Source organism: Pseudomonas sp. GM102 (assembly GCF_000282555.1).
Classification (GTDB): Bacteria; Pseudomonadota; Gammaproteobacteria; order Pseudomonadales; family Pseudomonadaceae; genus Aquipseudomonas.
The window spans coordinates 1-21356 of sequence record NZ_AKJB01000124.1 but is presented as its reverse complement, the minus strand read 5'-3'; the positions used below and the strand labels follow the sequence as shown (position 1 = coordinate 21356).

General features: G+C 59.9%; 26 protein-coding genes. 19 read left to right on the top strand and 7 right to left on the bottom strand.

Annotated elements, in window-relative coordinates; all coding sequences use genetic code 11:
* From PMI18_RS31660 to PMI18_RS03210, 5 genes are all read left to right on the top strand, one after another.
* Window positions 1-333, top strand: a 333-nt coding sequence (locus PMI18_RS31660) for a hypothetical protein (protein WP_238542632.1), incomplete at its 5' end; no start/stop codon positions are given.
* Entirely contained in the window at window positions 330-1217 is an 888-nt protein-coding gene (rhtA, locus tag PMI18_RS03195; protein ID WP_007906581.1) for a threonine/homoserine exporter RhtA, read from the top strand. The genes PMI18_RS31660 and rhtA, both read left to right, overlap by 4 nt.
* A gap of 168 nt (window positions 1218-1385) precedes the next feature.
* Complete coding sequence (locus PMI18_RS03200; protein ID WP_007906580.1) at window positions 1386-1667, top strand: hypothetical protein; 282 nt, start codon at window positions 1386-1388, stop codon at window positions 1665-1667.
* A 98-nt stretch (window positions 1668-1765) separates the two neighbouring features.
* Complete coding sequence (locus PMI18_RS03205; RefSeq protein ID WP_007906579.1) at window positions 1766-2506, top strand: SDR family oxidoreductase; 741 nt, start codon at window positions 1766-1768, stop codon at window positions 2504-2506.
* A gap of 36 nt (window positions 2507-2542) precedes the next feature.
* On the top strand, window positions 2543-3139 hold the full coding sequence (locus PMI18_RS03210) for a 2-hydroxychromene-2-carboxylate isomerase (protein WP_007906578.1): 597 nt from the start codon (window positions 2543-2545) through the stop codon (window positions 3137-3139).
* Between the two features lie 58 nt (window positions 3140-3197).
* On the opposite strand, the gene PMI18_RS03215 is transcribed toward PMI18_RS03210, so the two are convergent.
* From PMI18_RS03215 to PMI18_RS03230, 4 genes are all read right to left on the bottom strand, one after another.
* On the bottom strand, window positions 3198-5006 hold the full coding sequence (locus PMI18_RS03215; RefSeq protein WP_007906577.1) for an aminopeptidase P family protein: 1809 nt from the start codon (window positions 5004-5006) through the stop codon (window positions 3198-3200).
* 55 nt (window positions 5007-5061) lie between these two features.
* Entirely contained in the window at window positions 5062-6228 is a 1167-nt protein-coding gene (locus tag PMI18_RS03220; RefSeq protein WP_007906576.1) for a cysteine desulfurase family protein, read from the bottom strand.
* A gap of 205 nt (window positions 6229-6433) precedes the next feature.
* Complete coding sequence (locus PMI18_RS03225) at window positions 6434-7048, bottom strand: LysE family translocator (RefSeq protein WP_007906575.1); 615 nt, start codon at window positions 7046-7048, stop codon at window positions 6434-6436.
* Window positions 7049-7149: 101 nt separating this feature from the next.
* Window positions 7150-7419, bottom strand: a complete 270-nt coding sequence (locus tag PMI18_RS03230; RefSeq protein ID WP_007906574.1) for a hypothetical protein — start codon at window positions 7417-7419, stop codon at window positions 7150-7152.
* 411 nt (window positions 7420-7830) lie between these two features.
* On the opposite strand from PMI18_RS03230, the gene msuE reads away from it, so the two are divergent.
* The 4 genes from msuE to PMI18_RS03250 all read left to right on the top strand — a co-directional run bounded on the left by msuE (window position 7831) and on the right by PMI18_RS03250 (window position 12076).
* The gene (msuE, locus tag PMI18_RS03235) at window positions 7831-8394 is read left to right on the top strand and encodes an FMN reductase (protein ID WP_007906571.1); all 564 of its coding nucleotides are present in this window, start codon (window positions 7831-7833) and stop codon (window positions 8392-8394) included.
* A 10-nt stretch (window positions 8395-8404) separates the two neighbouring features.
* The gene (gene ssuD, locus PMI18_RS03240) at window positions 8405-9550 is read left to right on the top strand and encodes an FMNH2-dependent alkanesulfonate monooxygenase (protein WP_007906569.1); all 1146 of its coding nucleotides are present in this window, start codon (window positions 8405-8407) and stop codon (window positions 9548-9550) included.
* A 210-nt stretch (window positions 9551-9760) separates the two neighbouring features.
* Complete coding sequence (locus PMI18_RS03245) at window positions 9761-10948, top strand: acyl-CoA dehydrogenase family protein (RefSeq protein WP_007906565.1); 1188 nt, start codon at window positions 9761-9763, stop codon at window positions 10946-10948.
* A 24-nt stretch (window positions 10949-10972) separates the two neighbouring features.
* A complete protein-coding gene (locus tag PMI18_RS03250; RefSeq protein ID WP_007906559.1) occupies window positions 10973-12076 on the top strand; it encodes a sigma-54 interaction domain-containing protein in 1104 nt (367 codons plus the stop codon).
* Here the strand turns inward: PMI18_RS03250 and PMI18_RS03255 are convergent.
* Window positions 12073-12438, bottom strand: coding sequence for an antibiotic biosynthesis monooxygenase (locus tag PMI18_RS03255; protein ID WP_007906557.1), 366 nt, complete (start codon window positions 12436-12438; stop codon window positions 12073-12075). The genes PMI18_RS03250 and PMI18_RS03255 overlap by 4 nt on opposite strands.
* A 94-nt stretch (window positions 12439-12532) precedes the next feature.
* On the opposite strand from PMI18_RS03255, the gene soxR reads away from it, so the two are divergent.
* From soxR to PMI18_RS03305, 10 genes are all read left to right on the top strand, one after another.
* Window positions 12533-13000 (top strand): redox-sensitive transcriptional activator SoxR, encoded by a 468-nt coding sequence (soxR, locus tag PMI18_RS03260; protein WP_007906551.1) that lies wholly within the window; start codon window positions 12533-12535, stop codon window positions 12998-13000.
* Window positions 13001-13249: 249 nt separating this feature from the next.
* Window positions 13250-13708 (top strand): VOC family protein, encoded by a 459-nt coding sequence (locus tag PMI18_RS03265; RefSeq protein WP_007906549.1) that lies wholly within the window; start codon window positions 13250-13252, stop codon window positions 13706-13708.
* 357 nt (window positions 13709-14065) lie between these two features.
* Window positions 14066-15265 carry a PepSY-associated TM helix domain-containing protein gene (locus tag PMI18_RS03270; protein WP_007906547.1) on the top strand — a complete coding sequence of 400 codons (1200 nt, stop codon included), beginning with the start codon at window positions 14066-14068 and terminating at the stop codon, window positions 15263-15265.
* Window positions 15262-15804, top strand: coding sequence for a hypothetical protein (locus PMI18_RS03275; protein ID WP_007906545.1), 543 nt, complete (start codon window positions 15262-15264; stop codon window positions 15802-15804). Before PMI18_RS03270 ends, PMI18_RS03275 begins: the two co-directional genes overlap by 4 nt.
* Window positions 15801-16121, top strand: coding sequence for a hypothetical protein (locus PMI18_RS03280; RefSeq protein WP_007906543.1), 321 nt, complete (start codon window positions 15801-15803; stop codon window positions 16119-16121). Before PMI18_RS03275 ends, PMI18_RS03280 begins: the two co-directional genes overlap by 4 nt.
* Window positions 16118-16693 (top strand): DUF6162 family protein, encoded by a 576-nt coding sequence (locus tag PMI18_RS03285; RefSeq protein ID WP_007906541.1) that lies wholly within the window; start codon window positions 16118-16120, stop codon window positions 16691-16693. Before PMI18_RS03280 ends, PMI18_RS03285 begins: the two co-directional genes overlap by 4 nt.
* A 35-nt stretch (window positions 16694-16728) precedes the next feature.
* Window positions 16729-17658 (top strand): metal ABC transporter substrate-binding protein, encoded by a 930-nt coding sequence (locus tag PMI18_RS03290; RefSeq protein WP_007906540.1) that lies wholly within the window; start codon window positions 16729-16731, stop codon window positions 17656-17658.
* Window positions 17655-18503, top strand: coding sequence for a metal ABC transporter ATP-binding protein (locus PMI18_RS03295; protein WP_007906537.1), 849 nt, complete (start codon window positions 17655-17657; stop codon window positions 18501-18503). The genes PMI18_RS03290 and PMI18_RS03295 overlap by 4 nt, the downstream gene beginning before the upstream one ends.
* The gene (locus tag PMI18_RS03300) at window positions 18503-19402 is read left to right on the top strand and encodes a metal ABC transporter permease (protein ID WP_007906536.1); all 900 of its coding nucleotides are present in this window, start codon (window positions 18503-18505) and stop codon (window positions 19400-19402) included. Before PMI18_RS03295 ends, PMI18_RS03300 begins: the two co-directional genes overlap by 1 nt.
* Window positions 19403-20320 carry a metal ABC transporter substrate-binding protein gene (locus PMI18_RS03305; protein WP_007906535.1) on the top strand — a complete coding sequence of 306 codons (918 nt, stop codon included), beginning with the start codon at window positions 19403-19405 and terminating at the stop codon, window positions 20318-20320.
* 230 nt (window positions 20321-20550) lie between these two features.
* Here PMI18_RS03305 and PMI18_RS03310 read toward each other — a convergent pair whose 3' ends face one another.
* Entirely contained in the window at window positions 20551-20778 is a 228-nt protein-coding gene (locus PMI18_RS03310) for an MbtH family protein (protein ID WP_007906533.1), read from the bottom strand.
* Window positions 20779-20859: 81 nt separating this feature from the next.
* On the bottom strand, window positions 20860-21356 hold a 497-nt coding region (locus PMI18_RS03315), incomplete at its 5' end, for an aminotransferase class III-fold pyridoxal phosphate-dependent enzyme (RefSeq protein WP_033036877.1).

Below are 21356 nucleotides of genomic sequence, written 5' to 3'. Positions count from 1 at the left end.
TTTTCTCCGCTTTCGACCGAGACGATCGAACCGTCAAAAGAGCCAAACAACACCGCTCTTTCAACTCCTTCTGGCTTCGATGAACTGAAGCGTAACCGCTGCCGAAAACTGCGTAACTCTTTGTTTACCAAGGAGTTTTCCGTTTCGACTGTGCCGGAAGTGGGGCGAATTATAGACTTCCAGAATCTGCCGTCAACCCCTGATTTGATTTTTCTATCAGGATGTCCAAAATCCCTGCTTATATATAGACGCGCCCGTAACGAATGCGCAGTATATTGCCCAACACATACAACAATACTCTCGCTTGCTACTTCGGACGATGCCACGCAATGAATGACCACCCCCGCAGTCTTGCCTCGACCCTGTTCTCGGTTGGCCTGCTCTTGATAGCCATGGCATCAATCCAGTCCGGAGCCTCCCTGGCCAAAAGCATGTTCCCGGTTATCGGCGCTCAAGGAACGACCACCCTGCGACTGATCTTTGCCAGTGTGATCATGCTGCTGATATTGCGCCCATGGCGAGCGAAGCTCACTTCGAAATCCCTGCGCACCGTTATCGTCTACGGGATGGCGTTGGGCGGCATGAATTTCCTCTTCTATATGTCCTTGCGCACCGTCCCCCTGGGTATCGCCGTAGCCCTGGAGTTCACCGGCCCATTGGCAGTCGCTATTTACGCCTCACGTCGAGCGATCGACTTTCTGTGGATTGCTCTGGCAGCCCTCGGTTTACTGCTATTGATTCCGACAGGCGCCACGAGCACGGGCATCGATCTGGTCGGCGCAGGTTATGCCCTCGGTGCTGGTGTCTGCTGGGCGCTGTACATTCTGTTCGGCCAGAAGGCTGGCGCTGATAATGGGGTGCAGACCGCTGCGTTGGGCGTGATGATTGCCGCCCTGTTCGTAGCCCCCATCGGCATTGTCCACGCTGGCGCTGCGCTACTGACACCCTCGTTGATTCCCGTGGCCATCGGGGTCGCCATTTTGTCCACCGCCCTGCCCTACACCCTGGAGATGGTCGCCCTCACACGGATACCAGCCCGGACCTTCGGTACATTGATGAGCATCGAACCTGCGATCGGTGCGCTGTCCGGCCTGTTGTTTCTCCAGGAATACCTTTCCCTGTCACAGTGGATGGCTATCCTGTGCATCATTCTGGCTTCCGTCGGCGCGACCCTGACCATGGGGAGTAGCGCCAAGCCTGTGGTCGCAGCAGATTGAAACAAGATTGACGCAGGTCTGGCATTTACCGCTCAATTAGGCCATGTTTAGGCTACGTAACTCAGTGTCAGACATGGATTTTTTCAGATAGGGATATCAGAACGCTTCAAGCAAAAGCGAATGCAGGCAGACCCAGGCACAGATCCGGGGCCGCTATTAAGGACAGCAATGAAACGAATTTTGATACTGATCGCCGTACTTGCAATTGCGGGCTGCGCAGCGACCTCGAAACCCCAGACGAAACACGGCAAGAAAGGACTGCATATCAATTGTTCGGGGCTCTCGTCCTCGTGGGACAAGTGCTACACCAGCGCCACCAATTCGTGCGCACCCAAGGGTTACAAGGTCATCGCCAAGTCAGGGGATGCGGTGGAAGAACCCGGTGACTATCCCTTCGGCCTCAATCCTGCCGGCTATACCAGCCGCAGCATGATCGTTATCTGCAAGTAACCCTCCCCTCCTATCGGGCTTGCGTAGCCCGATAGGCGCTTCGCCCCGATGCTGCTAACGTTTGTCAGTCAATGACCGTTCAGCAAAGGGCGATATCCATGACCACCGCTATCAATAACAAGAAGATCGTACTGGTCGTCGGCGCGGGCGATGCCACCGGCGGCGCCATCGCCAGACGTTTTGCCCGTGAAGGGTATATCGCCTGCGTCACACGTCGCAGCGCAGACAAACTCCAGCCATTGGTAGAGTCCATCACCGCCAGTGGCGGTGAGGCCCACGGTTTTGCCTGCGATGCGCGTAATGAAGAAGACGTGATAGCGCTCATCGAGCAGATCGAAACCGAGCTTGGCCCCATCGAAGCGTTCGTCTTCAATATCGGCGCCAATGTGCCGTGCAGCATCCTCGAAGAAACCGCCCGCAAGTATTTCAAGATTTGGGAAATGGCCTGTTTCTCAGGGTTTCTCAACGCCCGTGAAGTGGCCAAGCGCATGGTCACCCGCCAACGGGGAACGATCCTGTTCACCGGTGCCACTGCTGGCTTGCGCGGCGCCGCGGGTTTCGCCGCCTTCGCCGGGGCCAAGCACGGGATTCGCGCCTTGGCACAAAGCATGGCCCGCGAACTGGGGCCGATGAACATCCATGTCGCCCACGTCGTAGTTGATGGCGCCATCGATACCGACTTTATCCGCGACAACTTCCCGGACAAATACGCGACCAAGGATCAGGACGGCATCCTCAATCCCGAGCACATCGCCGACAACTATTGGTACCTGCACAGCCAGCCACGGGACGCCTGGACCTTCGAGCTGGATCTGCGCCCCTGGAGCGAACGCTGGTAAGCCCTCCCCTACAACAACAAGAAGAGCACATCAACCATGAGCAAAACCGTGGAGTTCTTTTTCGACCTCGGCAGCCCCGCCACTTATCTGGCCCATACCCAACTGCCGAAAATCTGCACACAGACCGATAGTCAGCTGATCTACAGACCGATGCTGCTGGGTGGCGTCTTCAAAGCTACTGGCAATGCTTCCCCCATCACCATACCGGCCAAGGGTCGCTACATGTTCCAAGACCTGGACCGCTATGCCAAACGCTATGGCGTACCGCTGAAGTTCAACCCGAACTTCCCGATCAATACCCTGATGCTGATGCGCGCTGTCACAGGTATGCAACTACGCCATCCCGAACGCTTTCAGGCGTTTATCGATTGCCTGTTTCACGCCCTTTGGGTTGAGGGATGCAGCCTCGATGATCCAGCGACTGTTGCCGCCGTGCTGACGCAAAATGGTTTCGATCCAAGCGAGGTGCTGGCACTGACCGCCGATGAAACTATCAAAACCGCCCTCAAGGAAAACACCGAGGAAGCGGTGCAACGCGGTGTATTCGGTGCGCCGAGCATGTTTGTCGGTGATCAGTTGTTCTTCGGCCAGGATCGGCTGGACTTCGTCCTTGAAGCCCTGCGCGCGCAATAGCCAGCGCCTGCTTATGACCTGAGCCAGGCGCTGAAAATAGCGCCTGGACTCAAACCGCTCAAATAGCCGCGGTTCGGGTGTTCAACCACTCAAGGGCCGCGCCATCGAGCAATGGGCTCAAGCGTTCACGCACCTCGGCGTGATAACCGTTGAACCACTGCTTTTCGTCTTCAGTCAGCAGTGACGGTTCCAGGCAACGGGTGTCGATCGGGCACAGGGTCAGGGTTTCGAATTTCAGGAACTCACCGAATTCGCTCTTGCCCGCCTCGCGGTTCAATACCAGATTCTCGATCCGCACACCCCAGCGACCCGGACGGTAAGTGCCCGGTTCGATGGACGTGATCATCCCCGGCTGCATCGCGGTTTGCGGTGCCGCCGCGGCCTGATAGGCGATGACTTGCGGGCCTTCGTGAACATTGAGGAAATAGCCGACGCCGTGACCGGTGCCGTGGCCGTAGTCGACGCTTTCGGCCCAGATCGGTGCACGGGCAATAGCGTCCAGCAACGGCGACAGAATGCCTCGTGGGAACTGTGCACGGGAGAGTGCAATCACGCCTTTGAGTACGCGGGTGCAATCGCGCTTCTGCTCGTCAGTCGGCGTACCCACCGGCACCATTCGGGTGATGTCGGTGGTTCCGCCCAGGTATTGGCCGCCGGAGTCGATCAGCAACAAGCCGTCACCCTCGATCACCGCGTGTTCTTCTTCAGTGGCGTGGTAGTGCGGCATCGCACCGTTGGCGTTAAACGCGGCAATGGTGTTGAAGCTCAGCGACACGTAATCCGGACGTCGGGTACGCGCCGCGGTCAGGTGTTCGTCGATGGTCAGTTCGGTGATGCGCTCACGCCCCCAAGCCGCTTCCAGCCAGGCGAAGAATTCACACAGCGCCGCGCCGTCCTGCTCCATTGCCCGACGAATGTGCTCGGCATCGGCCAGGCTTTTCTGCGACTTGGCCAGAGTGGTCGGGTTCAGGCCTTCGAGCAGTTTCACGCCGCTGTTCAGGTTATCCAGCAGACCGGCCGTGACCCGCGCGGGATCGACTTGCAGGCTTGCGCCGCTCGGCACGGCGCGCAAAGCGGCGGTGACTTCGCTGTAATCGCGCAGGGTCACGCCGTCCTGTTCGAGAATGACGAGCAGCTCGGCGCTCACTTTGCTCAGGGCGACGAACAAGGTGGCCTGCTGCTGGCTGATCAGGGCGAAGGACACGAACACAGGGTTGAACGACACATCGCCGCCGCGCAGGTTGAACAGCCAGGCGATGTCATCGAGGGTGGCGATGAAGTGCCAGTCGGCACCGCGCTCTTTCAGCACCTCACGCAGTTTGGCGAGTTTTTCGCCACGGCTTACCGTCGCCTGAGGCGGCAAGTGTTGATAGATCGGCTCATTCGGCAGACTTGGACGATCACTCCAGACGTCACTCAGCAGATCGATGTCGGTGCGCAGACGTGCGCCGCGTTCTTCAAGTTTGCTGCTCAAAGTACGCGCGGAGGCCACGGCCATCACCGCGCCATCGACTGCGACGACACCGCCTTCAGGGGTTTGCTCGGCCAGCCAATCGAGCGGGCCGGGTTGACCCGGTTGCAGCTTGACCAGTTCGATGCCGCTGCCCTTGAGTTCCTTGCTCGCTTGTTCCCAATAGCGGCTGTCGGCCCAGACGCCGGCAAAATCCGGCGTAACGATCAGCGTGCCCACCGAGCCATGAAAACCCGACAGCCACTGCCGTCCCTGCCAATAGCCCGGCAGGTATTCCGACAGGTGCGGGTCGGCCGACGGCACCAACAGAGCATGAATGCCCTCCCGGCTCATCAGCTCGCGGGTTTGCGCCAGGCGCTGGGGTACCAATCCATTGGTCAAAGGCTGTGTACTCATCGTGTCTCCTGCTAACCACTCATCATTATTATTCGGTGCCGATCGGAGTCGGCGCTTAAGGACCTGTCGCCCAGAATGCCGGAGCACTGGCGCATGCGGCTTTAATCAGGCGTACCGCTTGATCGATATCTTGCTCGGTGGTGAAACGTCCCAGGCTCAAGCGAATGGTGCGACTGGCCGAGCGCGCGTCATGCCCCAGGGCCAGCAATACATGGGACGGCGCATTGCTGGCGGAATTACAGGCCGAGGTCGCGGAAAACGCGATCGAGGTGCTCAAAGCCGCGGAACTGAACTCGCCTTCGTTGAAAGTCAGGCTCAAGGTATGGGGAATGCGCTGGGTCAAACTGCCATTGAGACGCACCCCGGGAATGCTCAGCAGCGGCTCGAGCAAGCGTTCACGCAGACGCGCGATGGTGGCTTTCTCTTCATCGAACAATTGCGCCGCCAACGCGAAGGCTGTACCCATTGCGGCAATCTGGTGCGTCGCCAGCGTGCCCGAACGCAACCCGCCCTCATGACCGCCGCCGTGGATCTGTGCCTGCAGACGCTGCTGAACACGAGGACCGACATACAGCGCGCCGATGCCTTTGGGACCGTAGACCTTGTGCGCCGAGAACGACATCAAATCCACCGGCCACCGGGCCAGATCGATCGCCACTTTGCCCGCGCCCTGAGCCGCATCAACGTGGAATAACGCATCACGATCACGCACCACCTGGCCGATGGCCGGGATGTCGTTGAGGGTGCCCAGTTCGTTATTGACCAGCATCAACGACACCAGAAAGGTGTCCTCACGCATCGCTTCACTGACCGCTTGTGGAGTAATCAGGCCTTCGGCATCGGGCACCAGATACGTCACCGCAACGCCTGCGTCCTGCAACTGTTTTGCAGTGTCGAGAATCGCTTTGTGTTCGATCTGGCTGGTGATGATGTGGCCGCCGGATACACCGCGGGCCTGGGCCACGCCCTTGAGGGCAAGGTTGTTGGATTCGGTGGCGCCGGAGGTCCAGACGATCTGTTCCGCCTGGGCGCTCACCAATTCGGCGACCTGGCGCCGTGCTTGCTCGACCGATTGCCGGGCCTGTTGGCCGAAGGCGTGGGAACTGGACGCTGGATTGCCGAAGTTACCGGTGAAACCCAGACACTCGACCATGACCTTGATGACCCGCTCATCCACCGGCGTGGTGGCGGCGTAGTCGAAATACAACGGACGTTTATTCATAAAAGACTCGCAGAGCGTGTTCCGGGATCAGGAAGCTCGTCACTGGAAGTTTCAAAGCGCCGCCTCATGAGCGACGCCGAATTTTCAGAACGACAGCAATACCTGATCGGAGGCCATTAAAGAAGAACAACTTCATTTAAAAGTGCGTAGGAACGCTCCTGAAGTCGAGCTTAACAGGCATCGGGCCACCGGATGAAGCAATGCGTCAGCTAAAACTGTCGAGCAATAACGGATACAGCGAAGCCACCAACAGTAAGGCCATACCCCAGTTGAACAGCCGCAACCAGCGGCGATCGCGCAGCACATTGCGCAGCAGCGTGCCGCAACCGGCCCACACCCCGACGCTTGGCAGGTTGATCAAGGCGAAGACCGCGGCAATCACAATCACATTGGTGAAATAGCCCTGCATTGGCGTGTAGGTGCTGATGGCACCGATGGCCATGATCCAGGCCTTGGGGTTGACCCATTGAAACGCTGCCGCACCCAAATAACTGATCGGCGTGCCCTCGCCCTGTTCACCCTCGGCGACCGGCCCGGAATGAGCAATCTTCCACGCCAGGTACAGCAAATACGCCGCGCCGACATAGCGCAACACGGTGTAAAGCATTGGATAGGTTTGAAATACCGTGCCCAGGCCGAAACCGACGGCGACCACCAGGACGAAGAAGCCACAAGTGATGCCCAGCATGTGGGGAATGGTGCGCTGAAAGCCGAAATTCACGCCCGAGGCCAGCAACATGGTGTTGTTCGGACCGGGGGTGATCGAGGTGACAAGGGCAAACAGGGCAAAGCCCAGCAGCAGGTCGAGTGAGAGTGTCATGGGTGGCAGTCCATCAGGGTCAGTCAGGTATTGACCCTATCGCACGCCTTGAGGGAAACCCATGGACAGTTGCGTGAAAGTTCGAGCAGTACAGTCGTCGCTCAGCTTGGGCGGCCGTGCAGCTGTACCGCGCGTTCGGCGTTCATCTCGCCTTGTTTGTCGAAACTGAACGATTTTGCCGGCTGGCCGAGCAATTCGGCTTTCTTCGCATGGTACTCGTCGAAGGACAAGCCACGACGATTCAGGGCCTCCAGCGCCAGTTCCCGGGTTTCTTCAGCGGTGTAGGGCCGCAATTCCGGTGAAACATGGCTGGCACATCCGGCGAGAACGGAGATGGCGAGCAGCAAGAAAGTGGCGAGCAGAGATTTCATTTCGGGCGTCCGCAGATCTGTGTTTGGGGCAATGGACACAGGCTACCCGTGCCGCTCGAAGGGTAGAAATCAACGCTCTCGATAGTGGGTATCGGATCGCAAGATCGCGGCCTTCGGCAGCTTCTACATCAACCTTATATTTCTAAATTGAATATAAATATTAATTTAATGTCTTTTACGGAATAACAGATAGTCTTTATAAACGACTCCATCGCCTCACGCACTGTTGCCCACGTAACTGTTTGCCAGGCAACAGTCAATCAACAAACACCCGGTCAAATCGAACAGCGCCTGCCAACAACCGCGCTGAAAGCCACGGAAAACGGGGCTCCAAAGGATTGGTACAGCTCTTGCTCAACTTCGGTGACTCATCACTGCTCGCTGAGCAACTGTTTAGAAAAGGAACTGATCATGTCGCGTCCATTGAAAGTCGTTGCCCTCTCCGGCGGTACCTGGCGTCCGTCTCGCACGTTGGTGTTGACCCAGGCGCTGTTAGCCGAACTGGCCGAGCAGTTGCCGATCGAGAACAAGCTGATCGAACTGGGTGATATCGCCCGACCACTGGGCGCCGCGCTGTCGCGTCAGGAACTGAGCGCCACCATCGAAGCCGAGCTGCAAGCGATCGAAAGCGCCGACTTGCTGATCGTCGCCGCGCCGGTTTATCGCGGCTCCTACCCAGGCCTGCTCAAGCACCTGTTCGACCTGATCGACCTCAACGCACTGATCGACACTCCGGTGCTGCTAGCTGCCACCGGTGGCAGCGAACGTCATGCGCTGGTGCTCGATCATCAGTTGCGCCCGCTGTTCAGTTTCTTCCAAGCCTTGACCTTGCCGATTGGCGTCTATGCCACCGAAGCCGACTTCTCCAATTATCAAATAACCAGTGAGCCCTTGAAGGCCCGCATTCGTCTTGCTGCAGAGCGCGCTGCGCCGTTGTTCGGCGTGCACCCCAAAAATCTGCTGAAAATCGCTTAAGGATTTCTTCATGGATGTTTTCTGGTTTCTGCCGACCCACGGCGACGGCCATTACCTGGGCACCACTCAGGGCGCCCGCCCGGTGACCCTCAACTATTTGAAACAAGTGGCCCAGGCTGCCGACAGTCTGGGTTACCACGGCGTACTGATTCCCACTGGACGTTCCTGCGAGGACTCGTGGGTGATTGCCTCGGCGCTGGTGCCACTGACCGAACGCCTGCGGTATCTGGTCGCGATCCGTCCGGGGATTATTTCGCCGACGGTCTCGGCACGGATGGCCGCGACGTTGGATCGACTGTCTGGCGGCCGCTTGCTGATTAATGTGGTGACCGGCGGCGACCCGGATGAAAACCGTGGCGACGGCAGTTTTCTTGATCACAGCGAACGCTACGAAGTCACCGACGAATTCCTGAAGATCTGGCGCCGCGTGCTGCAAGGCGAATCGGTGGATTTCGAAGGCAAACACCTGCGGGTGCAGAATGCCAAAGCACTGTATCCACCAGTGCAGAAGCCTTATCCGCCGCTGTATTTCGGTGGCTCGTCCGAGGCCGCTCATGACTTGGCCGCCGAGCAGGTCGACGTTTACCTGACATGGGGCGAACCGCCTGCCGCCGTGGCTGAAAAACTGGCCGATGTTCGAGCGCGCGCGGCGCGAAACGGTCGCACGGTGAAGTTCGGGATTCGCTTGCATGTGATCGTGCGCGAGACGGCCGAAGAGGCCTGGAAAGCCGCGGACAAACTCATCGAGCACATCAGCGACGAGACCATTGCTGCCGCGCAAAAGTCGTTCTCGCGATTTGATTCCGAAGGCCAGCGACGCATGGCCGCGCTGCATGACGGCCGTCGCGACAACCTGGAAATCTCGCCCAACCTGTGGGCCGGTGTCGGTCTGGTACGCGGCGGTGCCGGAACTGCGCTGGTGGGTGACCCGCAGCAAGTGGCGGCGCGGATCAAGGAGTACGCGGACTTGGGGATCGAGAGTTTCATCTTCTCCGGCTACCCGCATCTCGAAGAGGCTTATCGCTTTGCCGAACTGGTGTTCCCGTTGCTGCCCGAGCCGTATGCCAGCCTGGCCGGACGTGGCGTCACCAACCTCACCGGGCCGTTTGGCGAAATGATTGCCAATGATGTGCTGCCGGCCAAAGCCACGGCTTGAAAACCGCTCTCCTGTGGATCCGCAACCTGTGGCGAGGGAGCTTGCTCCCGCTGGACTGCGGAGCAGTCCCATGACCGGTCAGCGCGGATTTTCTGAAAAACCGCGCAAGCCGATTTACGACCGCTTCGCAGCCGAGCGGGAGCAAGCTCCCTCGCCACAAAAGCCTCATTCCCCCAGGAAATTTGAGATGAGTCCCAAGAGGAACCCCGCGTGACGGCCAAACCACAAAGCGCCCTGTTGTCCCCCTTGCAGACCGCCCGCCAGCTGGCCGCCGAGTTTGCCCTGACCGCTGTCGAGCGCGATGAACGTGGTGGTACGCCGAAAGCCGAACGTGATGCCTTGCGCCACAGCGGCCTGCTCGCTTTAAGCATTCCCGTCCAGTACGGCGGTCTCGGCGCCAGCTGGAGCGAAACCCTGAACATCGTGCGCGAGTTCGCCAAGGTCGACAGTTCAATCGCTCACGTCTTCGGCTTTCATCACCTGATGCTCGCCACCGTGCGCCTGTTCGCCCGGCCCGAACAATGGCAACCGTGGTTTGAACAAACCGCGCGCAAGAACTGGTTCTGGGGCAACGCCCTCAACCCGTTGGACACCCGCACCGTGGTAAAAAACCTCGGTAGTTGGCGCGAGTTTTCCGGCAAGAAGAGCTTCTGCTCCGGCGCCAGCGACTCGGAAATGCTGATCGCCTCGGCCGTCGATGAAAGTGCCGGCGGCAAGTTGTTGATCGCCGCGATCCCCAGCGGGCGCAGCGGCATCACTCTGCACAACGACTGGAACAACATGGGTCAGCGCCAGACCGACAGCGGCAGCGCCACCTTTGAACGGGTGCGGGTCGAAGAGTCGGAGTTGCTGCTCGACCCCGGTCCGTTGAGCACGCCATTCGCCTGCCTGCGCCCCTTGATCGCCCAGCTCACGTTCACCCATATGTTCCTCGGCATTGCCGAAGGCGCTTTCGAAGAGGCGCGGCAATACACCCTCACCGAAACCCGTCCGTGGCACAAATCCAGTGCTGCGGATGTGCGGCAGGACCCTTACGTGCTCGGCCATTACGGCGAATTCTGGGTGGCACTGGAAGGTGTTCGATTGCTGGTGCAACGCGCCGCCGAATTGCTCGACAAGGCTTGGGCCAAGGGGCCGACTCTGAGCGCCGAGGAACGCGGACATCTGGCCACCGCCATCGCCACTGCCAAGGTCGCAGCCACGCGCAATGGTCTGGAATTGTGTAGCCGTTTGTTCGAAGTGACCGGCGCCCGTTCGACTCACGCCTCACTGCGGCTGGACCGCCACTGGCGCAATCTGCGCACGCAAACCCTGCACGATCCGGTGGATTACAAACTCCATGAACTGGGTGACTGGGCGCTGAACCAGTCCCTGCCGATCCCGACCTTCTATTCATAGCCTTCCACTCATGGAGCCTGTCCCATGCAACTGCTGACCTTACCGCCCTCGCCCGCGCTGGCCACCTCGATTCGCGCTACGGCGCAGGTGTTCGAAGACCCGAAATCCCAGGCCCTGCTCGCGCACTTGCAGCAAGTCGCGCCGAGTGAGGCCAGCGTGCTGATCATCGGCGAAACCGGCACCGGCAAGGAGCTGGTGGCGCGGCACATCCACAACCTCAGCGCCCGACGCAACCGGCCGTTCGTGGCGGTGAATTGCGGCGCATTCTCCGAATCGCTGGTGGAGGCCGAGCTGTTCGGCCATGAAAAAGGCGCCTTCACCGGTGCGCTGAGCGCCAAGGCCGGCTGGTTCGAAGAGGCCGATGGCGGCACCTTGTTCCTCGACGAAATCGGCGATCTGCCAATGGCGATTCAGGTGAAACTGCTGCGAGTGTTGCAGGAGCGCGAAGTGGTGCGCCTGGGTTCGCGCAAGAGCATTCCCATCGATGTGCGAGTGCTGGCGGCGACCAACGTGCAACTGGAAAAAGCCATCAACGCCGGGCACTTTCGCGAGGACCTGTATTACCGCCTTGACGTGGTCAGCCTGGAACTGAGCCCATTGCGCGAACGCCCCGGCGACATCCTGCCGCTGACCCGGCATTTCGTCGAAGCCTACAGCCAGCGTTTGGGTTACGGCAGCATCACCATCAGTAAAGAGGCCGAACACAAACTGCGCAGCTACAGCTGGCCGGGCAACATCCGTGAACTGGAAAACGTCATTCACCACACCCTGCTGATCTGCCGCAATGGTGTGATCGAGCGCGATGACTTGCGCCTGTCGAACATGCGCATCGAGCGTCAGGACGACCACCACGCCAACGTCGACGACTCACCGGAAGCCTTGCTCGATCGGGCCTTTCAAAAGCTCTTCGAGCGACAGGCCGGCGCGCTGCACGAGAAAGTCGAAGATGCGTTGCTGCGGGCAGCCTACCGCTTCAGCCACTACAACCAGGTGCACACCGCTGCCCTGCTGGGGCTGAGCCGCAACGTAACCCGCACCCGCCTGATCAAGATCGGCGAACTGGCGGTGAATAAACGTCGACCCACGGAGAATGTACAGGGTGAGCGTTTGATGCAGTTGTCGATCTAGCTGGTCAGATGGCAATGCAGTGCGTTGTCGTGGCTCAGCGCCAGGCTATGCAGTACCTGAAATGAGCCGAAGGTGACAGTTTTCGCCCGATGGGCGCGAATCAACTGCCAGAAATCCTGCTCGCCACTTTCGAAGCTCTGAAAAGCCGCTTCCCCGGCTTCGCGGGATTGCCATTGCAGGTAATTGAGCACCCGTCGACCATCGTCGCTGGCCTGGATGCTGGCACTCAGAAACCCAGTGTAGCCTTGGGCCAGACGTTCAGTGTGCGCCGACAGTGCCGACACCAGCGCGGCCTGCTGACGGGGCTCGATCTCGAATTCGATCAGTTGGGTGAAGCTGCGATTTTTCTCTGGCGCGTGCATGAATAGTCCCCACTCACTGTAAGCCGGATCTTGCGATCCGAAGGCCTGCAGGGTAAAACCTCGAGCTAACTAGAGGTCAAGGGGCATTTTTTAAATGATCACCTCGCAAAACCTGCATAAAGAACTGACCGTCGGCCAAGTGGCCGCCCGCAGTGGTGTGGCGGTCACGGCGCTGCACTTTTATGAATCCAAAGGCCTGATCAAAAGCAATCGCAATCAGGGCAATCAGCGGCGTTATCCGCGGGAAGTGTTGCGCCGGGTGGCGTTGATCAAAGTGGCTCAGCGTTTGGGGATTCCGTTGGCGGAGATTGGCGAGGCGTTGAAATCCCTGCCGGATAACCGTGCACCGACGGCGGCGGACTGGAAAGTGTTGTCGGCGCAGTGGAGCCGGGATCTGGATGAGCGGATCAACCAGCTGACCTTGCTGCGGGACAGGCTTAATGGCTGCATCGGGTGCGGATGTTTGTCGATGGAGGCGTGTCCGCTACGTAACTTTGGTGATGTGTTGGGTGAGCGCGGGCCGGGCGCGCAGCTGCTTGAGTCGGGGGGTGATCGGAAATAGCGGCGCGGCTATCGCGAGCAGGCTCGCTCCCACATTGGATCTGTTTTCAGACCCAATTCTCGTTCACGACACAAAACTATTGTGGGAGCGAGCCTGCTCGCGATGACGTCCTGCCTGTCGATGATGAGGTTTTGGAAGTTATCTGCTGCTCGTCGGGCACTCGGTTGCGGGGAAAGGGGCTGACCTATAGTTATTCGACCGGAAATTGGCGAAGGAACACCTTAACCCCACAATAAAAGGAGAACCGTCATGAGCGTAAAACCTATTCCAGAGGGTTATCACAGCATCACCCCTTACTTGGGCATTCAGAAAGCTGCCGAAGCCATCGACTTCTACAAGAAGGCCTTTGGCGCCACCGAAATCATGCGCCTGGCCATGCCCGATGGCGGCATCGGGCATGCCGAACTGCGTATCGGCGACTGCCCGATCATGCTTGGCACACCCTGCGACCAGGGCCCACTGAGCAACCCGGACAACTCGCCATCCGTCGGGCTGCATCTGTATGTGAATGATGTGGACAAGTCCTTTAAACAAGCCATTGATGCCGGTGCCACGCAGGTGTCCGAGGTCAAGGATCAATTTTATGGCGACCGTTCGGGGACTTTGAAGGATCCCTACGGGCATCTGTGGTTTTTATCTACGCACAAGGAGGATCTGACTCAGGAGCAGATCGAACAGCGGGCGAAGGAGATGTTTAAGCAGGGTTGAGGACTTCAGTGTCTGATCCTGCCTCATCGCGAGCAGGCTCGCTCCCACAGTTGATCGGTGTTGAACGCGCATTATGCGCACGCAGCCGATCCAGTGTGGGAGCGAGCCTGCTCGCGATGGGGCCATCACATTCAACATCAAACGTTGATATCACATCGCTTCCGCGAGCAAGCCCGCACAGGGCAGCAGAAGCGAGAAACATTTACTTTCATATCCCCTTTCGGGATTTCCGATGCTCATACGTCTTATTTAGATGCAGTCGGTAGCGTAGGCAAAAGCCACGACCGGGCTTTTCATGGACCGCAACGCTGGCAAGCCCGCAGCAGCGGTCCTCTCATCGAAACAAGACCTTTAATCATGTCGAAGAAATCCCGCTCAAAACTCTGGTTTCTGGTCCATAGCTGGCTGGCGCTGCCCGTCTGGTTCTTTGTACTGATCGTCTGTGTGACCGGCACGCTGGCGGTGGTCAGTCAGGAAATCGTCTGGCTGGCCAATCCGCAAATGCGTGCCAGCCCGCCTTCGGACGACGCGCCGCTGCTCAGCTATGACCAGATCATCGCCGCTATCAAAAAGGCCGAACCCCAAACGCTGGTGGAGAGCATCAGTCGCCCCGACGAGTCGCATTTCGCTCTGGACGTGGAAGTCAATTACCCCGACGGACGCTCGGTGACGGTCTATGTGAACCCCTACAGCGGGGTGATCCAGGGCACTGCTCCGACATTCAATTTCAAGGCGTTCACGCGTGCACTGCATGGTTGGTGGCTGGTGCCGTTCACCAACGGCTATAGCTGGGGCTGGTATCTGGTGTCGTTCCTCGGGCTGCCGATGCTGGCGTCGCTGGTGACCGGGCTGGTGGTCTACAAACGGTTCTGGAAAGGCTTCTTCCGACCGACCCTGCGCTTTCGTCATGGTGCGCGGATTTTCTGGGGCGACTTTCATCGACTCAGCGGTATCTGGTCGATCTGGTTCATCGCGGTGATTTCCATCACCAGTACCTGGTTCCTGATTCAGGCGTTCATGTTCGATAACCAGATTTCAATCTCCACCGCCCCGGTGGCGCCGGTGGTCCCGCGTGAAAGCGTGCCTCTCACCGCCGATGGCGCGCCGGCACCGATGATTAGCCTGGAGACGGCGACCCGCGAGGCCAAGGAACGCATTCCCGGCCTGGAAGACAGCTTTGTCAGTATGCCCGCCAATGCCTACAGCTACCTCGAGGTGGGGGGGCGCAGCTGGTATCCGTTGATATTCCAGACCGCCGAGATCAACCCGTACACCGGCGACGTCGCCGTCACCCGCCTGCTCTCGGACCGCTCGGGGCTGGAACTGGTGACCGAATCGATGCGTCCGCTGCACACCGGGGATTTCGGCGGTATCTGGATCAAACTGATCTGGTTCTTCTTCGGCCTGATCCTGAGCATGATGGTGCTCAGCGGCCTGTTGATCTGGACCAAGCGCACCGCCCTGGCCACGGCCAACGCCCTCAAGCGCAGCAATAAACGCCCACGCAGTCAGACTGCTCCGGCAACGAGCCGGGGATTCACGGAGGTCAGCCAATGAGCCTGTTCGCCGCAGAAAAACCGAGCTCTAAATTGAACCGCTTCTGGCACAAATGGCGCTTCCACATCAACGTTCTGCTGGTGTTGGTGCCGCTGGGGTTCATGCCCAAGTACTTCGCCAACGCCGCACTGTTTCGTGGTGACACCGGTTTGGGTGAGCGGGAGATCGGTGAGGTCCAGGTTGGCCCCTGGAGCCTGCGCCTGGCCGAATTTCGCAACGAAGCACCGCGGCCCGATGGCCCGGTCGGTTACACGAAGAACTTCAACTCGGCGCTGTGCGACAGCTGCCGCGATCAGGTCAAGGCGACTTACCTGCGCATCGGCAAGCCGCGCAGCCTGCGCGCCGCCGGGGTGATTTTCTTCGGCACGCCGTACCGCATGGGCGCGACGCTGCCGATCCCGGAAAAAACCAAAGCCGACGCCGAACTGTGGATCACCATGGAAGGTTGGGACGGCGCCATGCATCAAGCGTCCATCCCCCTGAGCCAGGCATCCCCGGCCACCCTCGCCTGGCTGAACAAACAAGGAGGCAAACCATGAGCAACGCTTTTCGCCCCGCTCTATTGATGTTTTGCGCCGGTTTCAGCGCCAGCGTCCTGGCTCACAATCCGATGTGCGAATGCAAGGCCATCGATGCCGAACAGATCCAGTGCACCGGCGGTTTCTCCGACGGCAGCGGCGCGCCGGGCGTGACCCTGGACGTGATCGGCTACGACGAAACCATTCTGGTGCCAGGCAAACTCGGCGCCGATTCGACCCTGACGTTCAAGAAGCCCGGCGCCGAGTTCTACGTGCTGTTCGACGCCGGCCCCGGCCACGTCGTCGAGATCGACCAAGCGGACATCCAAGCCCCATGACTACACCAACCACGCACGTCGTCCGCCCGGCCGGTGCCGGCCATGAAACCCTTTATGTATTGCTGTTGTGCCTGATGATCCTGGCGGTAGCCGGCTCGGTGGTCGCTTGGCGCGGCGAGGCTCAGGAGGTGAGTAGCGTTGGCAGCCATCAACTGGATGCCCGTCGTGACCTGAGCGCATCCGAGCAAGGCATCTACGCCGACCTGCGGGTCACGCTGGATGAAATTCATCTGTTGCGTCAGGAACAGCAGGCGCTGCCCACACCCGCCACCCTCGCCGATGAAGGCTTTGCGCCGTTTGCCCAAGACGCCAGTTCCGTCAGCCGCGGAGGCCATGCCTGGCAGTTGCTGGACACCAAGGCCTACTTCGGCCAGAGCCAGGTCCCAACCGTGGCCGGTTCGTTTCTGATGCGCTTGACCACTGAAGACGACTCCGTACCAGACATCTGGCTCAACCGCGCCAGCGCCCTCAACGCCCCGAACGATCTCACCGACGCTGCGCTCAACGGCGCCGGCTGGCAGCAGATCGTCGCGCAATTCGATGCCGGCGTCACCCGCCAGCATCGGCATTGAACCCTCGCCTTCACCCGAGAGAAGACCGCTTTCCCATGCCTAGTTCATCTCAACGTCATTGCTTTTTGCGCCTGCTGCTGGTCGGCCTGTTTGCCTGTTTGCTGACACCTTTGGCCAGTGCCGACGAAGCCAAGCGCCTGCGCATCGGCATCACCCTGCACCCTTACTACAGTTACGTGGCCAACATCGTCGGTGACAAGGCCGAAGTGGTGCCGCTGATCCCGGCCGGTTTCAACCCGCATGCCTACGAGCCGCGGGCCGAAGACATCAAACGCATCAGCGGGCTGGACGTGGTCGTGCTTAACGGCGTGGGCCATGACGACTTCGCCGACCGCATGATCGCCGCCAGCGAAACCCCGAACATCAAGGTGATCGAAGCCAACGAAAACGTGCCCCTGCTGGCCGCCACCGGTGTCGCTGCACGGGGCGCCGGCAAGGTCGTCAACCCACACACGTTCCTGTCGATCAGTGCGTCCATTGCCCAGGTCAACAACATCGCCCGGGAACTGGGCAAGCTCGACCCGGCCAACGCCAAGACCTACACCCAGAACGCTCGCGCCTACGGCAAGCGCTTGCGGCAGATGCGCGCCGACGCCCTGGCAAAACTGACCCAGGCGCCGAACGCCGAGCTGCGCGTGGCCACGGTGCATGCCGCCTACGATTATTTGCTGCGCGAGTTTGGCCTGGAAGTGACCGCCGTGGTCGAGCCGGCCCACGGCATCGAACCGAGCCCCAGCCAGCTGAAAAAGACCATCGATCAGCTGCGGGAGCTGGACGTGAAAGTAATCTTTTCGGAGATGGATTTCCCGTCCACTTACGTCGAGACCATCCAGCGTGAGTCCGGGGTGAAGCTGTATCCGCTGTCGCACATTTCCTACGGCGAATACACCGCCGACAAGTACGAAAAAGAAATGACCGGCAACCTCAATACCGTCGTCCGCGCGATTCAGGAGTCCGGCGCATGACCACTCAAGAAACCATCAGCCCGACCGCCCCCGTCCCCCCTGTGGAAGCGAGCCTGCTCGCGAAGGCGTCCAGTCAGTCAACATCGTCGTTAAAGGACACACCGCATTCGCGAGCAAGCCCGCTCCCACAGGTTTCGGGGCCGACTCTGGACTTCGCCGAGGTCAGCCTCACGCTGGGACGCACGACGATCCTCGACAAGGTGACCTTTGAGGTTCGGCCCGGTAGCGTGCATGCACTGGTCGGCCCCAACGGTGGAGGCAAGAGTTCGCTTATCAAGACTTTGCTCGGACAGATGCCGCATCAGGGCCGCTTGAGCCTGCAATGGCCCGGTGAACCGGGAACCATCGGCTACGTGCCACAGGCGCTGGAGTTCGATCGCGGTTTACCGATGACCGTCGACGATTTCATGGCTGCCATGTGTCAGCGGCGCCCGGCATTCCTCGGTTTGAGCAGGCATTACGCAGCGGCGATTGGCGAAGCCCTGGAGCGGGTCGGCATGCAGGACAAACGCAAACGGCGCATGGGCGCCCTCTCCGGCGGTGAGCGCCAGCGCGTTTTGTTGGCCCAAGGTTTGATTCCGGCGCCGCAATTGCTGGTGCTCGACGAACCGATGTCGGCCCTCGATGAGGCTGGTATTCAAGTGTTCGAACGGCTACTGGGCGACTGGCGTCAGGGCGGCATCACCGTGCTGTGGATCGAGCATGATCTGGAAGCGGTCGGGCGACTGGCGGACCGGGTCACCGGGCTCAATCGCCGGGTGCTGTTCGATGCCACGCCGAAGCAGGCACTGACCCCGGAGCGACTGCTGACCTTGTTCTCGACCCATCCCCGGAGCGCTGCCTGATGAGTTATGAAGCCTTTCGTTTGATGGTCCAGGGTTGGGCCTCGTCGGGTTACCTGCCGGAAGCGCTGGCCTATGGATTTGTGGTCAACGCGCTGCTCGCCGGGCTGTTGATCGGCCCGGTGCTGGGTGGTTTGGGTACGCTGGTGGTGGTCAAGCGCTTCGCATTTTTCTCCGAAGCGGTGGGCCATGCCGCACTGACCGGCGTGGCCATTGGCATTCTGCTCGGTGAACCCTACACCGGGCCTTATGGCAGCCTGTTCGGTTACTGCCTGCTGTTTGGCATTTTGCTCAACTACCTGCGTAACCGCACGGGGCTGGCGCCGGATACTTTGATCGGTGTGTTTCTCTCCGTATCGCTGGCGCTTGGTGCGAGCCTGCTGCTGATCCTGGCCGGCAAAATCAACGTACACATTCTGGAAAACGTGCTGTTCGGTTCAGTGCTGACAGTCAACGGCAATGACCTGCTGGTATTGGCGATCGTCGGTTCACTGGTGATGGCGCTGGCCCTGCCGCTGTACAACCGCATCATGCTTGCCAGTTTCAATCCGCAATTGGCGGCAGTACGCGGTGTGGCAGTGAAGACCCTGGATTACCTGTTCGTGATTCTGGTGACCCTGATCACGGTGGCGGCGGTGAAAGTCATTGGTGCGATCCTGGTCGGTGCGCTATTGGTGATTCCTGCGGCGGCCGCGCGATTGCTCAGTCAGTCGCTGAAGGGTTTCTTCTGGTGTTCGGTGCTGATCGCCACGGTGAGCACGCTGTGCGGAATCCTCGCGCCGATTGTCTTTGACCTGCCTATCCCGTCCGGTGCCGCGATCATTCTGGTGGCCGGTATCGCCTTCGCCCTGGCCGCCATCGCTCGCGGCATCGTCCCCAGTCTGAAAGGGAACCTCGGATAAATGTCTTTTTCTCTGCGTCAATTGACCTTGGCATTGACCTTCACATTGCCCCTGTGTGGGCTGGTCACCACACCGCTGCTGGCGGCTGACAGCGCCAAACCGTTACGCGTGCTCGCCTCCCTGCCCATCACCTATGGCCTGGGCGAAGTCCTGCTCCAAGGCACTGACGTCAACCTTGAACGTGCGGCGCCAGCGAACCTCCCCGGCAGCCGGCAAACAGCTTACTTCACAGGGCGTGGTGCCCCGGCGCTGGCCAAACTGGCGACCGACGCCGATGCGGTGATTGGTCTGCGGTCGCTGTGGGCGGATGACCCGCTGTACCCGATCTCACGGCGCAGCAATATCCGCATCATTGAAATCGACGCCGCCCGCCCGGTGGACGGCGCCCTGCCTGGTATCGCCGTGCAGCCTGGCAGCAAGGTCGACGGTTTGAACAGTCAGCCTTGGTTGGCCAGCAACAACATGGGCCGCATGGCGGATGTGATGGCGGCAGACCTGGTGCGCCTGGCGCCAGCAGCCAAACCGAAGATCGATGCCAACCTGGCAACGCTCAAACAGCGCCTGCTCAAGCTCAGCGCCGACAGCGAGTCACGCTTGGCCGATGCCGACAACCTGAGTGTGATGAGCCTGAGCGATCATTTCGGCTACCTGATCGGCGGCCTTAATCTGGAGCTGATCGGCCTCGATGCACGACCGGATGCCGAGTGGACGCCCGAAGCGCTGACGCAATTAGGCGCAACGCTCAAAAACAATGATGTGGCAGTGGTGCTGCATCATCGCCAGCCGTCGGATGCGGTGAAAGCGGTGATTGCCGAGGCTGGCAGTCGGTTGGTGGTGTTGAGTGTCGATGCGGCGGATCCGGTGGCCGAATTGGAAGGGAATGTGGATTTGGTGATCAAGGGATTGAGCGGGGTGTAGCGTCAGTTAGACCGCGTTATCGTTCTTCGCGGGCAAGCCTCGCTCCTACAGGTTTTTGTATTGATCACGGTATGTGTGGACACCCCAACCCCTGTAGGAGCGAGGCTTGCCCGCGAAGGCAATTTCAAACCATGAAAAAGCCCGCTGACCGTCACCGGTTCAGCGGGCTTTTCGTTCCCACGCTCTGCGTGGGAATGCAGCCAGAGACGCTCTGCGTCTCACTTGACAGCTCAGTGCGTCACGGCCGCTTGCTCTGCCATTTTCTGGCGCAAGCTCAGCGGACGCATGTCGGTCCAGACCTCTTCAATGTAGGCCAGGCATTCCTTTTTCATCCCGCTCTTGCCCACGGTGCGCCAGCCTTGTGGCACGGCCTTGTAGTCGGGCCAGATCGAGTATTGCTCTTCGTGGTTGACCACGACCTGAAAGAGGATGTCCTCGCGGTCGAATACTGACGTCATGCTGTCTCTCCATCGCTGTAGGGTGGGCTGCACGCCGTGCGCAGCCGTTATGTAGAAGGAACGTTCAAGGCACCAAAAAATTTAGAGAGTGGCGATGGCTGCGGCCATGGCCCTGCCGAAAATATCGGCCACCCGATCGATTTCCGTGGCGGTGATCACCAGCGGCGGCAGGAAACGCACGACTCCGCCGTGACGCCCGCCCAGCTCAAGGATCAACCCACGCTTGAGGCATTCGCGCTGCACCAGCGGCGCCAGCCGAGCGAATATTGGTGGATGGCCCTGAGCATCCGGCACGCCAGCCGGATCAACCAGCTCGACGCCCAGCATCAAGCCACGTCCACGAATATCGCCCAGTTGCGGGAAGTCCCGTTGCAGGATGTGCAGGTGTTCACTCAAGCGTTCGCCCATGGCGGCGGCGTGCTCGCAAACCTTGTGCTCCGTCAGGTAGCGCATCACCGCAGAGCCTGCAGCCATGGCCATCTGATTACCCCGGAAGGTCCCGGCATGGGCGCCCGGCAGCCAGGTGTCGAGCCAGTCGCGATAGACCACCACCGCCAGCGGCAGGCTGCCGCCGATGG